The following is a 13,028-nucleotide window of genomic DNA, read 5'->3' on the forward strand; positions in this document are numbered from 1 at the left end:
TCTTTCTGGTTTAGAGGAAATCGTCGCGACGGGGTGTGAAGGTGTCGATCAGTTTGCCCGCCTTGGCGCAAATGCAACCGTGGCGTGCATTTGATGGGATGACAAGACTGTCGCCAGGGCCCAGTTCATGCGCGGTGCCGTCAACTGTGAAGGTAAAATAACCGCTTTCAACATAAGTGGCCTGCACATGGAGGTGGGCGTGCAGTTTGCCTTCGGCACCTGCGTCGAACTCAAAGGCCACCACCATAAGCTGTGGGTTCTCGGCAAGGATCTGGCGGGTCACGCCGGGGTCGGTTGGAACGACGGGATAGGACATAGCGGGCCTCATCTGAACAGCGCTGGCAGCCACAGGGACAGCGCGGGAATGTAAGTGACAAGCATCAGGGTAAAGAACGCAGCCCCGTAGAAGGGCCAGATTGTGCGCACCGCATCCCAGACGGGAATCCGGCCAACAGCGCAGCCCACGAAGAGGACGGCCCCCACCGGCGGGGTACACAGCCCGATGCCAAGGTTGAGGATCAGGATCACCCCGAAATGGACCGGGTCAACGCCAAAGGCCGTGGCAACGGGCAGAAAGATCGGCGTCGTGATGACGATCAGCGGTGACATATCCATGAACGTGCCAAGGATGAGCAGGATCAGGTTCAAAAGCAGCAGGATCACGATCGGATTGTCCGACACGTTCTGCAACAGCGCGACCATCGAAGCAGGCACTTTGGTATAGGCCAGCAGCCAGCCAAAAGAGGCGGCACATCCGATCACCAAAAGGACCATTGCCGTGGTTCGGACAGCGGCGAATGTGGCCTCTTTGAAGTCGTGCCAGCTCAGACTGCGATAGACAAAGAACGTCACCAAAAGTGCGTAGACAACCGCGATATTCGACGATTCAGAAGCCGTGAAGATACCGGAACGGACCCCGCCAAAAATGATCGCCACGAGGATCAGACCCGGTGCTGCCGAGACAAAGAGCGTGCCGATCATGCGAAACCCCTGAAAGGGCTGGACGGGGTAATCCTTGCGCTTTGCAACCCACCATGCGGTCAGCATCAAGAGAAGCGCCAGCAAGAAGCCCGGAATGATCCCCGCAGTGAACAGGTCGGCAATGGAAATACGCCCGCCTGCGGCAATCGAATAGATGATCATATTGTGTGACGGGGGAAGCAGTAGCGCGATAATCGACGACACAACCGTGATATTGACGGCGTAATCCACGTCATAGCCGCGCTCTTTCATCTGGGGGACCATCAGGCCGCCCACCGCGCTGGCATCGGCGGCCGCAGACCCCGACACGCCGCCGAACATGACGGACGAAAGCACATTGACCTGCCCCAGACCGCCGCGGAGATGCCCGACAAAACCGCTGGCAAGCGCCACCAAGCGCCGTGCGATATCACCACGGACCATCAGATCGCCCGCATAGATGAAAAACGGAATGGCCATCAGGGCAAAAACTGATACGCCGGAATTCAACCGCTGGAACACCACGACGGGCGGCAGGTCCAGATAGACGATCGTCGCAAAGCTGGAGATCCCGAGGCAGAACGCAACAGGCGTGCCAATCAACAGCAGGACAACGAAGGACCCGAAGAGGACATACAGCTCCATGCTATGCAGGCCCCGGATCGTCGCCGAAACGCGCCGTGGGCAGGCCCGCCGCACGGCGGAAGACGCGCTCGATAGAAAATAAAACGATCAGAACACCACCGGCGACAATCGGCGCGAAATCGAACGCACCCGATATCCCCAAGCTTGGCAGCATATTACCTGCTGTGCGCGCAGCCAGTTGCCATCCGTACCAGATCATTCCGGCCCCGAAAGCCGTCACAGCAATATCCGAAATCGAGAACAGGACCAGCTTGGCGCGCAAAGGGAGCAAATATAGGAGAACGTCAAAGGACAGGTGATAGCCTTCGCGGATACCCACGGCAGCACCCAGAAAGATGAACCACCCCATGATCATAACAGAGGCGGGTTCGGTCCAGACAATGCTGTCGTTCAGGACATAGCGCCACACCACCTGCGCGGCGATCAGCACGGTCATCAGAACAAGCCCGATGCCTGCGGCCCACAAGGCAAGCCTGGCAAGATGCCCTGTCCAGACCGCTATTTTTTCCATTGTCCGCTGCATGATGTTCCCCGTGAAAACCGGCCCGCCACGTGAAAGCGGCGGGCCGATTGTGCGATTATTGGGTGGCCTGAATATCGGCGACCATTTGCTGCAACACCGGCGAAGTGACATACTTCTGGTAGACCGGCACCATCGCCTCAATGAACGGCGTCTTGTCGATATCAGCAATGATCTCGACGCCCGCCGCACGCACGCGTGCTTCGGATTCAGCTTCACGCGCAGCCCAGAGCTCGCGCATGACCGGGACAGAGTCCTTGGCAGCCTGCCGCACGATCTCTTGATCCTCTGCGCTCAGCCCGTCGAAGGTAGATTTCGCCATGACAAGGACTTCGGGCACGATCAGGTGCTGGTCGAGCGTATAGTAAGGTGCCACCTCGAAGTGGCCTGAACTGTCATATGACGGCCAGTTGTTCTCTGCCCCGTCAATCACGCCGGTCTGGATCGAGGAATAGACCTCACCATAAGGCATCGGTGTGGCATTGGCCCCAAGCGCCGAAACCATGTCGACAAACATATCCGACTGCATGACTCGGAACTTCATTCCCGCCAGATCTTCGATTGATCTGATCGGGCGCTCGGAATTGTAGAAACTGCGCGATCCGCCATCGTAGAAGGCCAGACCAACCAGATCGTGATCAGTGAACGCGTCAAGGATCTGCTGGCCGACAGGACCGTCCATGACCGTGTGCATATGCGCGGTCGAACGGAAGATATAGGGCAGCGACGGGATCTGCGTTTCCTCGATAATGTTGTTGAACGGCCCAAGCGAGACACGATTCATGTCGATTACGCCGAACTGTGTTTGTTCGATTGTGTCCTTTTCCTCACCCAGTTGGGCAGAGTGGAACACTTCGATGCACAAACGGCCTCCGGTACGCTCCTCCAGAAGCCGCCCCATTTCCGCGACCGCCGCAACCGTTGGATACCCGTCAGGATGCGTGTCGGACGACCGCAGTGTCGTCTCGCAGGCGGACGCGATAGAGACGGTCGCGACAGTGGCCAGCAAGGCCGCAGCGAGTGTCTTGGTGTAAGTCATTTTTTCCTCCCAGAAAATGCTCGTCAGAGCTTGTAGGCCTGTTTTGCAAGCCGGTAGCTGAGGTCATACGCAACCTCGGGCGCTTCATCCCTGCCCAACCGGCCAGTGGCGACCAGTGTGGCAAGAAACGAACAATCAACCCTGCGCGCCACATCGTGCCGCGCGGGAATTGAACAAAAGGCGCGGGTGTCATCATTGAACCCGACTGTGTTGTAAAAACCGGCCGTTTCCGTCGCCATTTCACGGAACCGCATCATCCCCTCATAGCTGTCATGAAACCACCACGGCGGGCCCAGACGCAGCGCGGGATAGACACCCGCCAAAGGGGCCAGTTCGCGGGCATAGGATGTCTCATCCAGCGTGAACAGAATGATGGTCAAGCTGGCCTCTCCGCCAACCGCATTCAGAAGCGGGCGGAGGGCTGTGACATAATCGGTCCGCATGGGAATATCGTATCCCTTGTCGCGGCCAAAGCGCGCCATCACGCCCGCTGCATGGTTGCGGACTGCGCCCGGATGGATTTGTAGAACCAACCCGTCGTCCAGCGACATACGCGCCATTTCGGTCAGCATGTGACCGCGAAAGCGGTCGGCCTCTTCGGCGCTGCATTTGCCCCGCAAAGCCCGATCAAACAAATGCGCCGCTTCATCCTGCGGCAGGTCTTCGGTGCGCGCGCTTGCATGACCGTGATCTGAAGAGGTCGCGCCAAACTGCTTGAAATAGGCGCGGCGATTGCGGTGTGCCGCCAGATAGCCCGCCCAGGTGGTTGCGTCCTCACCCGCCATGTCCCCCATCTTTGCGACGTTGTCCGCAAACCCGTCGAATTCCGGATCAATGACGGAATCGGGACGATAGGCCGTCACGACGTTGCCGCTCCACCCGCTGTCGCGGATCATCTTGTGCCACTTCAGATCATCAATGGCGCTCTCGGTCGTCGAGATCGCCTCGATGTTGAATCTCTCAAACAGGGCGCGCGGCCGAAATGCGTCCTGTTTCAGACAGGCATCAATATGATCATAGATCGCGTTCGCCGACCCTGCCGACAGGCGCTCTGTCACGCCGAACACCTCTTGTAGCGCGTGATCGATCCAGATGCGCGACGGTGTACCGCGGAACAGATGATAGTTGCTGGCAAACAGCGACCAGATTTTGCGCGGGTCCTGTTCCGTCGGCCCGCCGTCAACGCGGGGTACACCGAGGTCTTCCAGGGCGATACCCTGACTATGCAGCATCCTGAAAACATAATGATCAGGCGTGACAAACAGTTTAGCAGGGTCAGGAAACGCGTCGTTTTCGGCATACCAGCGCGGATCGGTATGGCCGTGCGGACTGATGATCGGCAGGTCCTTGACCCCTTCGTACAGTTCACGGGCCAGCCCACGAACCACCGGATCCGTCGGAAATAAACGATTCTCGTCAAGTAAAGCCATCAATCCCCCCGGCCGTCGGACATGCTTTTGGTCCGTCGTTAACTAGTATCCTAGTTGGCGCCAAAATTCCTGTCAACTAATATCCTAGTTGCATATTGGAAGTTTCTGCAGGATACTGGGACAAAGCCTGCCGAATGGAGAGACGGCCATGACAATGAACGGTCCAATTCTACCGGGGACGATGGACATTTCCTTGCCTTTGATCAGACAGCAGCCACAACCCACTGTTGCAGATCAGGTATTCGACACGCTCCAGCAACGCATCCTGACACTGGAGTTACCCCCGCAAACCAAGATTTCCGAAACCGAAGTCTCAAGGTTGATGGGGGTTTCGCGTCAACCCGTTCGGGAAGCTTTCAAACGGCTGGCCAAACTGGGGTTTCTGCAAATTCGCCCGCAAAGCGGCACAACCGTCAGCCTGATCTCGGAAGAAGCTGTGCTGCGCGCGCAATTCATCCGTACAGCACTTGAGGTCAAGACCTGCCGCAAAGCATGTGAGACAGCAACGGCCCAGGCCCTCGCCCCCTTGCATAGTCTGATCGCCCGCCAAAAAGACGCCTTCGCGGCAAAAGACCGCGACATGTTTCACGCGCTGGACGAGGAATTCCACATCGCCATCTGTGAATTGGCCGGTGTCCGCTTCGTTTGGGATCTGATCCATGAAAGCAAGGCGCATATGGATCGCATTCGCATGTTGTCACTGAACACAACATCCCAGCAACTAGCGCTTCAGGAACATATTGCGATTCTGGATGCCATCGCTGCGGGGAATGCGGATGCAGCCGAAGCCGCGATGACAGAACACCTGTCGCGCATTGTCGTCCTGATCGACGAGGTCAAGAAACAGCAACATAGCTTCTTTCAGGAAACTGACACGTGACACGCACCGTCTGCATCGGTGAGTGCATGATCGAAATGGCCCCCACCGATATCACCGGCCAGTTCCAGATGGGATTTGCGGGCGATACGATGAACACCGCTTGGTACCTGCGCGGCTTGCTCGGCGCGGAGCATCAGGTGGATTACTTTACGGCCTTGGGGGGCGATTCTGCATCCCGACAAATGCTGGCCTTCCTGCGCGCCGCAGGGCTTGGCGTTGACCATATCGTGCAGCGCGATGACCGCAGTGTCGGTCTTTACGTCATTCAGCTGGACAACGGTGAACGCAGTTTCAGCTACTGGCGCGGACAAAGTGCTGCGCGCACGCTGGCGCAGGACAAGACAGTGTTGGAAGCCGTCCTCAAAGATGCCGATTACGCCTATTTTTCTGGAATAACCCTCGCGATCCTCCCGCCCGAAGACCGCGCACGCTTGCGGGACGCCCTCGTCGCGCTGCGTGCGCAGGGCGGTCAGATCGTTTTCGACCCCAATCTGCGACCCGCGCTTTGGTCCGATCCGCAAGAGATGCGCGATGAAATCATGGCGACTGCTGCGATCAGCACGATCGTCCTGCCATCGCATGAAGACGAAGCAACCTGGTTCGAAGACGGCGATCCCGAAGCAACCGCAATGCGCTATGCCACCGCAGGCGCGCCGACGGTTATCGTCAAGAACGGTGCGGACGCGATGTTCACCTATGACTGCGGCCAAATGGCGTGGCATGACCCTGCTACCGTGAAATCCGTAGTCGACACGACAGCCGCCGGTGACAGTTTCAACGCAGGCTTTCTGGCATCGGTCATCGGTGGTGAACCACTCTCCGAGGCCGTCAGCAGTGGCGCGCAGCTGGCATCAAAGGTTATCCAGTCACGCGGTGCGCTGGTCGAGATGTCGTAAGTATCATCTCTGGCCATTGATCCGCAAAGTTAGCGGCGTCCGGTCAACTCGCGCCACTAGTGTCGAGGAACGCCTCGACAGATGTGCGGCATTCCGCAGTTGTGCAGCAATCGCTTGGTCCTGCGGCCTTGCTCAGCACGACACCATTGGAAATCAGGTCATCTGGTGCAAGATCACCCTGCGGGGCATTTAGCGATCCACGCGCGCTGCTCATGTCACCACCTTGGCAGAACCTTTTTCCAGAGCGGCCAAGGTGATCGCCCAGCGGTTGTAAGCGGGTCCGTATGCATTCGGCACTTGGAAGCGGCAAAAACACGCATATAGTGGCAACCGCATGAGAACAGATAACGCGATCAGCGCTCCCACATCACAGACATCTGGCCACGCACAAGGTGAGCGCAGGCAGATTACAGCTGTTTTCATGGATATCGTCGGCTTCAGCAGCATCGCCAGCAAAGCCGACCCCGAAGATCTCGAACATTGGCTCGAAGAATTCTACGGTCAGGCACGCCGCATCGTCGAGGCGCAGGGCGGCGAAGTCACCGAGTATCTGGGGGACGGGGTTGTCGCGCTTTTTGGTCTCGCCCGCGCAGATGAACTCGCGGCATCAAAGGCCGTCAGTGCCGCGATGACCGCGCTAGATGAGATCAACGCCGGCGCAAGCCAGGGCATCACGATCCAGCTGCGTATCGGGGTCGCGACAGGTGACGCCGCTGTGCGCATCGACAGAGGGCGTGAAAACCTGCCGCGGGCGACCGGCATGGTCACCACACTTGCGCGGCGCATCCAGCAAAAGGCCACACCCGGCACCGTGTTGATTTCGGCCAGCACCAAGGCCCTGCTGCGCGGCAGCATCGCCACCAAAGAGATCAGCAACCAGACCTTGAAAGGCTTTGCCGAAGCTCAATCCCTATTTCACCCGCTTGCAAACCAAACGCAGACGGTCACGTCGTCGCAGCCCTTTATCGGGCGCAAAGACGTTCTGACGCAGATCAGTCGGAGCAGCGATCCCGTGCTGGTGCTGGGGCAGGCCGGAATTGGCAAGTCCGCCTTGGCACGACATCTTGCACAAAACGCCGCGGCCGCGACAACCTTTGCCGCCGATGGCGTCAAAACACCCCGCAGCTATCAACCTTTCGAGGAGTGGCTCTTGAATCAAACCGGCAGCACCCTGCCAGATTTTGAAGACATCGCGGCGGCTTTCCCGACTTTGGCACATGAGACCCAACGCGCGCTTGCGCTCGTTTTGGGATTGCCAGAGGGCCAGAGCCTCTTGATTGATCGCAGCAATGTCGCGCTCAAGGCGCTAATTGAAGACAGTCTCTGGCAAGCGATCTGTGCGGCGCAGCCTGCGGGGCTGCTTGTTTTTGAAGACCTGCATTGGCTGGACAACGCCAGCTTTGGCGTCCTGCGATATATTCTCGAAAACGCAAGCACTGATGATCATCAAATCCTGATGACAAGCCGCGACGACAGCAAGATCGACAAGCACCTCGATACGTCGCGGATCACAGTGATCCCCCTCGCGCCATTCTCCGACGCCGAGGCGGCTGATCTACTTGATGCGGTTGCAGATACACCACCCTCGCCCGACCAAAAGGCCTTTGTGATTTCACAATCCGCAGGGATCCCTTTGTTCATCGAGCATTTGTCCAAGCGGAACGCTGTCGACGACAACGTATCGGCAGATGTTCCGGGGTCGTTGAAAGATCTGTTGGCGGATCAGATTGATGCGACAGGACCGACCAAAGCCGTGTTGCAGTGTGCAGCGGTCATCGGACAAAGCTTTTCCCTCGACGCGCTTGAGGCCATCGCATCAGATCACGCACCCCTTGATGTACATCTGGAAGAGGCCTGCAGAAAAGGTGTGCTCAAAAAGCTTGATGTCGCCAAATGGGGGTTTGCGCATGCCCTCTTGCATCAGGCGGCCTATGACAGCCTCTTGCGGAACAAGCGCATCGCCTATCACGCCAAGATTGCAGCACATCTCAAGCAAGACCATGTCGACGCAGTAATGCGCAATCCAGCCCTGCTGACGACCCATCTCAGCCGCGCCGAACAACATATTCCGGCGATCGAGAATTATCTTTCGGTCAGCCGCTGGGCACTGTCACAAGGGGCCTTTGACGATGCCGAAGCCCATGTTTTGGCCGCCATTGCACTTTGCAAGAAAGCACCGGCAAAGGTCGACGTCCGCACGCTCGAAATCGCCTGCTATTCCGCGCTGGGGTCAATCCGGATGCAAACGCAGGGTTTTACCGCTGACTCGGCAAAGGCAGCCTTTGAAACCGTGGCAAAGTTGGCAAGCGGCAAGGATGCACATTCCTCTGCAAACGGTCCCGCCCTTTACGGCAGCTTTACCCATGCCATTGTGTCGGGCGACAAAAAGGCCGCCACGCGGTTCGCCGATATGCTGCGGAGCGCCGCGCACATCGTGCCGTCTGACGGCCCTGATAACGAAATGCGGCTGGCCTCTTTGAATACAGACGCCGCCTTGCAATTCTATACCGGTGATTTTACGAAGGTATCGTCTACAGTCAGATCGCTGCGCAGGCATTATGATATCACCGCCCATGGCGCGATGATCGCCAGCTATGGTGCAGACACGTTCGCCGCAGCGCAGATGTTTGACTGTGTGACACGCGCCATTTGCGGGCAAACGCATCTGATCACGGAAATGATCATGGAAACGGATGCGCACCAACGGCAGTTGAATATACCGGTGATGCAACCCTGGGCCCAGATTTGGGGGGCGGTGTCATTATTCTACGCAGGCCAGCGGGACGCGGCCACGGACCGCGTGCGACGCGGGATCGCCACCGCTGCCAAACAGGGCGCGTGCTTCTGGCAGATCACAGGGACTGCGTGGTTGCACGTTATGCAACCTTCGGAAAGCGCCAGCGCAGAAGGCCTTGCGCGGTTCGCGCGAACGATTAGCACCTATGAAAGGATGGGCGCACATATCGGGCTCCCTTATTTCCGGGCGCATTTCGCACTGGCACAGGCCGAGCATGGCGATATCGCCGCCGCCTATGAAAGCGCCTTGCAGGCCGTGCGCGAGAACCAGACTGACGGCCTGCATAGCTGGTATCCAGAGGTTCTCCGGCTGCATGCTCTTGTGTGTGATATCGAAGGTGGCACAGCCGGTGCCGCACGTTTTCGCCAAGAGGCCGCGGCCATAGCGGGCAAACAAGGTGCAACACTTTGGTTGCTGCGCACACGGGTCGACCAACTGTGCGCGGGCGAAATAGACGCCACAGTTCTGGCAGAGACGGTTGGCCAGCTTCCCCGGCGCGCGGCGCCTCCCGAAAAACAGGCAGCACTTGCGCTGTTGTCGCAGGCATGACCCCCGAGAAACTCCTCGGCTATAATCTCCCGCTTTTTGCAGGCATGAAACCTGCCGACTTTGGCACCATCACGTTGGACATCAGCGAACAGCACCTCGCGCCATCGCAGACGATCATTGATCAGGATGATGCATCCTACGACATCTACTTTTTGCTATCAGGCGCTCTCTTGGCTGTTTTCTGGACGCCGCAAGGACGCGAAATCGTCTTTTCGCGCTTTCCTGTCGGGTCCTACTTCGGAGAACTGGCCGCCTTCGACGGCATTCCCCGCTCGCTTGCGGTTGTTGCAAAAACCGAGGCCACCGTCCTGACGATGACGCGCAGCAGCTTTTTGCAATTGTTCAACGAGGTGCCCCTGCTGCGGGACCGGATGACGAAAAACCTTGTGGACAGGATACGTACCCTGACCGAGCGCAATATGGAGATGACAACCCTCTCGGTTGACCAGCGGGTCAGAAAATACCTGCTGCGGCTGGCCGCAGAGGAAGCCAAACTGTTCAAAGGGGCCGTTATCGAACATGCGCCGACACACGCAGAGATTGCGGGTTCTGTCGGGGCAAACCGTGAGATGGTCAGCCGTGCGATCAGCAAGTTGGTCAAGGGCGGTGTGATCAGATCAGCACGTCAGAAAATCGAAATCCTTGATCCTGCAGCGCTCTCGGAAGACCATGCCTGATTTTAATCCAAATTTTACGAAATTGAGCCAAGTCTTGATTGTGGTGACGCGGGAGTGTTTACGCACAAGGAGATAGAGTTGACTAGTTTAGTACGTATTTTTAGCATTCTGGGCGGTGAAGTGACACTGATGTTGGCTGGCGGCGGCGTAGGCTTGGTGTTTCTCATCTTCGGCTGATTTCTCTCGGCGTGATAGTCACTTCTGCACATACCGGTGTCGCCTTGCTGCATCTACTTTGTGCTGCCGCGACAGATTTTTCAAAAATTCGCTTGGGAAAAATACAACCCTCGGGATAAACAACCGCTATTCGAACCCGAATCAAGGAGACTGCAATGTATCGAAAGGACCGACTTTTTACGTGGTGTTAGAAACCACATTGCAGTGCTGTCGCGCGTCTACGCCCGACACGAATTTCTCCAGAATAAGATTCAAGATCGGATACGTCCATGCATCCCCCGTTTTATGTTGTCGATCACAAGATCGGCCCCGATGTCTATCATCATACAGATCATAAACCCGTCATCCGGCGGACCGCCCCCGCAAGGCTTGCGCTGACCGCAACAGCCTCGGGTTGGCCGCCTGTGCCGATGGCGACAGGCGCGTTCAGCGATAATGGCGCACTCTATCTGCCTAGCGGGGCCATGCTCGCGCCGCACCCCGCTTTGCAGATCGTGCCACCGCCGCAACGCACGCTGCGCGATTTCATTGGCCGGCTTCTTATCCGGACCGGTCAGCGCATGATCATGGAAAACCGCGCCTGAGGGAATTGACCCTCAGCGCGGAACGCTTACCTGTAGTAAGAGATTATCAGACACAGGATCGCCCATGTTCTTTCGCTCCGCCGCAACGCTTTTGTTGTCATGCATTGCATTTCCGGCAGCAGCCGTCTGTGTCGGTGACAGCTATCTGGATCAACTGACTCCGCAACAAGAAGCGCAATTGTCTGCGGAGGTGGCCGATATGCCCTATTCCGAAGGGTTAATCTGGACAGCATCAAAGGACACAACCCAGATCACCGTCGTCGGCACGATGCACATCTATGATCCGCGCCTGGAGGAGTTGCGTGCGCAACTGGCCGAAAGGGTCGCGACGGCCGATCTTGTCCTGCTCGAGGCAACGCCGAAAGAAGAAGCGCAACTGGAAGAACTGATCACGCGCGAACCCGACCGCCTGTTTCTTGTTGACGGGCCTACCCTGCCAGAGCTGGTGGATGAAGAGACATGGCAACTGATTCTGGCCGCCGCCGGCGAACGCGGCATTCCCTCGTTCATGGCCGCCAAAATGCAACCTTGGTATCTATCAATGACCCTTGCGGTGCCATCCTGTGCGATGGCCGACATGATGGCGGGCGCGCGCGGCCTTGACCAGATGATCATCGAGGATGCGCAGGCAGCAGGGGTCCCCATGCAAGCGGTCGAACCCTACACGACACTGTTTGATCTGTTCGGAGACGACAACATGGACGAACAAATCAGTATGCTGCGGATCAGCATGCTGGTGCCCGAGCTACAACAGCAGATGTTCGTATCGATGCTCGACAGTTATTTCGCTGAGGAAATCGGCCAGCTTTGGGAGCTTTCGCGCCTCGCTATGTCCGATGTCCCCGGCATGGACCCCGCCGCCGGGAACGCCATGTTCGACGAAATGGAAGAATCGATGCTGAATATCCGCAACCGGAACTGGATTCCGGTCATCACGGATGCTGCCAAAGGCCGCGACGATATTGTCGTGGCGGTTGGTGCAGGTCATTTGATCGGTGAACAGGGTGTGCTGCAGCTTCTGGAAAACGAGGGCTGGACCATCACAAGGGCGGAATGAGAAGGGCGCAGGAATTGCAGGAAATTCCTTCCAGCCCATCAATAATTTCCGCGAAAACTATGGGCCTTCTACATCCCCGTAATCGGACAACCCTTTGCGCCCCAAATCGGTCAAATCGTAAACCCCGCGCGACACACGTGTGAACCAGCCATAATGGTCCGCCGCCATGATCTGTGTGGCTTGTGGTACTTCGGCCCATTCCTTGACCTTCGCGCCCTTTGACGGCCCATGGACGGCCAGAAAACGCGCGCAGCGCAGCGCATCCTGCCGATAGCCGGTGATGATCCCATGCCGTGTCGCACCCCCGTCATTGGGATCACCCTGTAACCGCTCAAAGGCCCGCAACAGACGGGTTTTCTTCTTCTTCGACTGCCGCGCAGCATAAGGCCCGGGGTCAGCCAGCACCTCGACATGCCCGTCACGCAAACGCACGGTCAGCACGCCCAAACCCGCACGCCGCGCCAGTTTGACATTCGCCTTCAGCGCCTTGTCTTTGCCGCCCGCCGGCACCGCCAGATAGACGTCATCGGTGGTCAGCAAGCGTTCAATCCCTTGATGGAACAGCGCCAGCGAAAACCCCAACTTGAGCTCGACCACCACCAGTTCATCGCCACGCCGCCCGACGACATCAGCGGGCCCAACCTCGCCTTTCACCTCATAGCCCTGGCGTTGCAGATAGGCCTTGATGGGGGGGTATAAATCGGCCTCGCGTGGCATGGGTGCTCCTTTCGGCATAGCCAATTGGAAAATTCGGGTGATGACAAGCCCCGCCAGCCGATCAGTCAAACTGACGGGATGGGGTGACAGCCCCAGCGCA

13 protein-coding genes are annotated in these 13,028 nt (G+C 57.8%); 6 read left to right on the forward strand and 7 right to left on the reverse strand.

The genetic code is table 11. From position 1 onward, the window contains the following. Positions 1–10 precede the first annotated feature (10 nt). The 5 genes from B0B09_RS11755 to uxaC form a co-directional block, all read right to left on the reverse strand. Positions 11–316 (reverse strand): cupin domain-containing protein, encoded by a 306-nt coding sequence (locus B0B09_RS11755; protein ID WP_076660021.1) that lies wholly within the window; start codon positions 314–316, stop codon positions 11–13. Between the two features lie 8 nt (positions 317–324). Next, positions 325–1,605 carry a TRAP transporter large permease gene (locus B0B09_RS11760; protein ID WP_055294927.1) on the reverse strand — a complete coding sequence of 427 codons (1,281 nt, stop codon included), beginning with the start codon at positions 1,603–1,605 and terminating at the stop codon, positions 325–327. A gap of 1 nt (position 1,606) precedes the next feature. Further along, positions 1,607–2,116 (reverse strand): TRAP transporter small permease, encoded by a 510-nt coding sequence (locus B0B09_RS11765; RefSeq protein ID WP_242654417.1) that lies wholly within the window; start codon positions 2,114–2,116, stop codon positions 1,607–1,609. Positions 2,117–2,183: 67 nt separating this feature from the next. Next, positions 2,184–3,164 carry a TRAP transporter substrate-binding protein gene (locus tag B0B09_RS11770; RefSeq protein WP_055294931.1) on the reverse strand — a complete coding sequence of 327 codons (981 nt, stop codon included), beginning with the start codon at positions 3,162–3,164 and terminating at the stop codon, positions 2,184–2,186. A 23-nt stretch (positions 3,165–3,187) separates the two neighbouring features. Next, entirely contained in the window at positions 3,188–4,594 is a 1,407-nt protein-coding gene (uxaC, locus tag B0B09_RS11775) for a glucuronate isomerase (RefSeq protein ID WP_076660023.1), read from the reverse strand. A gap of 148 nt (positions 4,595–4,742) precedes the next feature. Between uxaC and B0B09_RS11780 the strand changes: the two genes are divergently transcribed. Both B0B09_RS11780 and B0B09_RS11785 read left to right on the forward strand, forming a co-directional pair. Continuing rightward, complete coding sequence (locus B0B09_RS11780) at positions 4,743–5,474, forward strand: GntR family transcriptional regulator (protein WP_242654419.1); 732 nt, start codon at positions 4,743–4,745, stop codon at positions 5,472–5,474. Further along, a complete protein-coding gene (locus tag B0B09_RS11785; protein WP_076660028.1) occupies positions 5,471–6,370 on the forward strand; it encodes a sugar kinase in 900 nt (299 codons plus the stop codon). The genes B0B09_RS11780 and B0B09_RS11785 overlap by 4 nt, the downstream gene beginning before the upstream one ends. A 43-nt stretch (positions 6,371–6,413) precedes the next feature. On the opposite strand, the gene B0B09_RS17980 is transcribed toward B0B09_RS11785, so the two are convergent. Beyond that, positions 6,414–6,584: a hypothetical protein gene (locus B0B09_RS17980; RefSeq protein ID WP_165689331.1), complete on the reverse strand. Its 171-nt coding sequence runs from the start codon at positions 6,582–6,584 to the stop codon at positions 6,414–6,416. Between the two features lie 120 nt (positions 6,585–6,704). Between B0B09_RS17980 and B0B09_RS11790 the strand changes: the two genes are divergently transcribed. The 4 genes from B0B09_RS11790 (at position 6,705) to B0B09_RS11805 (ending at position 12,211) form a co-directional block, all read left to right on the forward strand. Further along, entirely contained in the window at positions 6,705–9,716 is a 3,012-nt protein-coding gene (locus tag B0B09_RS11790) for an ATP-binding protein (protein WP_076660030.1), read from the forward strand. Further along, positions 9,713–10,393, forward strand: a complete 681-nt coding sequence (locus tag B0B09_RS11795) for a Crp/Fnr family transcriptional regulator (protein WP_076660032.1) — start codon at positions 9,713–9,715, stop codon at positions 10,391–10,393. Before B0B09_RS11790 ends, B0B09_RS11795 begins: the two co-directional genes overlap by 4 nt. 446 nt (positions 10,394–10,839) lie before the next feature. After that, entirely contained in the window at positions 10,840–11,154 is a 315-nt protein-coding gene (locus tag B0B09_RS11800; protein WP_055294941.1) for a hypothetical protein, read from the forward strand. Positions 11,155–11,218: 64 nt separating this feature from the next. Continuing rightward, positions 11,219–12,211, forward strand: coding sequence for a TraB/GumN family protein (locus B0B09_RS11805; protein ID WP_076660034.1), 993 nt, complete (start codon positions 11,219–11,221; stop codon positions 12,209–12,211). A gap of 57 nt (positions 12,212–12,268) precedes the next feature. Here the strand turns inward: B0B09_RS11805 and B0B09_RS11810 are convergent, their stop codons facing one another. Then, positions 12,269–12,928 (reverse strand): DUF2161 domain-containing phosphodiesterase, encoded by a 660-nt coding sequence (locus B0B09_RS11810; RefSeq protein WP_076660036.1) that lies wholly within the window; start codon positions 12,926–12,928, stop codon positions 12,269–12,271. Between the last annotated feature and the right edge of the window lie 100 nt (positions 12,929–13,028).

This window comes from Yoonia rosea, from assembly GCF_900156505.1.
GTDB lineage: Bacteria > Pseudomonadota > Alphaproteobacteria > Rhodobacterales > Rhodobacteraceae > Yoonia > Yoonia rosea.

What these genes read in the sequence shown, in the direction of transcription:
- B0B09_RS11800 (WP_055294941.1), top strand. Translation starts at nt 10,840, where the DNA reads ATGCATCCCCCGTTTTATGTTGTCGATCACAAGATCGGCCCCGATGTC.
- B0B09_RS11810 (WP_076660036.1), bottom strand. Translation starts at nt 12,928, where the DNA reads ATGCCACGCGAGGCCGATTTATACCCCCCCATCAAGGCCTATCTGCAA.
- B0B09_RS11805 (WP_076660034.1), top strand. Translation starts at nt 11,219, where the DNA reads ATGTTCTTTCGCTCCGCCGCAACGCTTTTGTTGTCATGCATTGCATTT.
- B0B09_RS11780 (WP_242654419.1), top strand. Translation starts at nt 4,743, where the DNA reads ATGACAATGAACGGTCCAATTCTACCGGGGACGATGGACATTTCCTTG.
- B0B09_RS17980 (WP_165689331.1), bottom strand. Translation starts at nt 6,584, where the DNA reads ATGAGCAGCGCGCGTGGATCGCTAAATGCCCCGCAGGGTGATCTTGCA.
- B0B09_RS11765 (WP_242654417.1), bottom strand. Translation starts at nt 2,116, where the DNA reads ATGGAAAAAATAGCGGTCTGGACAGGGCATCTTGCCAGGCTTGCCTTG.
- B0B09_RS11770 (WP_055294931.1), bottom strand. Translation starts at nt 3,164, where the DNA reads ATGACTTACACCAAGACACTCGCTGCGGCCTTGCTGGCCACTGTCGCG.
- B0B09_RS11755 (WP_076660021.1), bottom strand. Translation starts at nt 316, where the DNA reads ATGTCCTATCCCGTCGTTCCAACCGACCCCGGCGTGACCCGCCAGATC.
- B0B09_RS11760 (WP_055294927.1), bottom strand. Translation starts at nt 1,605, where the DNA reads ATGGAGCTGTATGTCCTCTTCGGGTCCTTCGTTGTCCTGCTGTTGATT.
- B0B09_RS11795 (WP_076660032.1), top strand. Translation starts at nt 9,713, where the DNA reads ATGACCCCCGAGAAACTCCTCGGCTATAATCTCCCGCTTTTTGCAGGC.
- B0B09_RS11790 (WP_076660030.1), top strand. Translation starts at nt 6,705, where the DNA reads ATGAGAACAGATAACGCGATCAGCGCTCCCACATCACAGACATCTGGC.
- uxaC (WP_076660023.1), bottom strand. Translation starts at nt 4,594, where the DNA reads ATGGCTTTACTTGACGAGAATCGTTTATTTCCGACGGATCCGGTGGTT.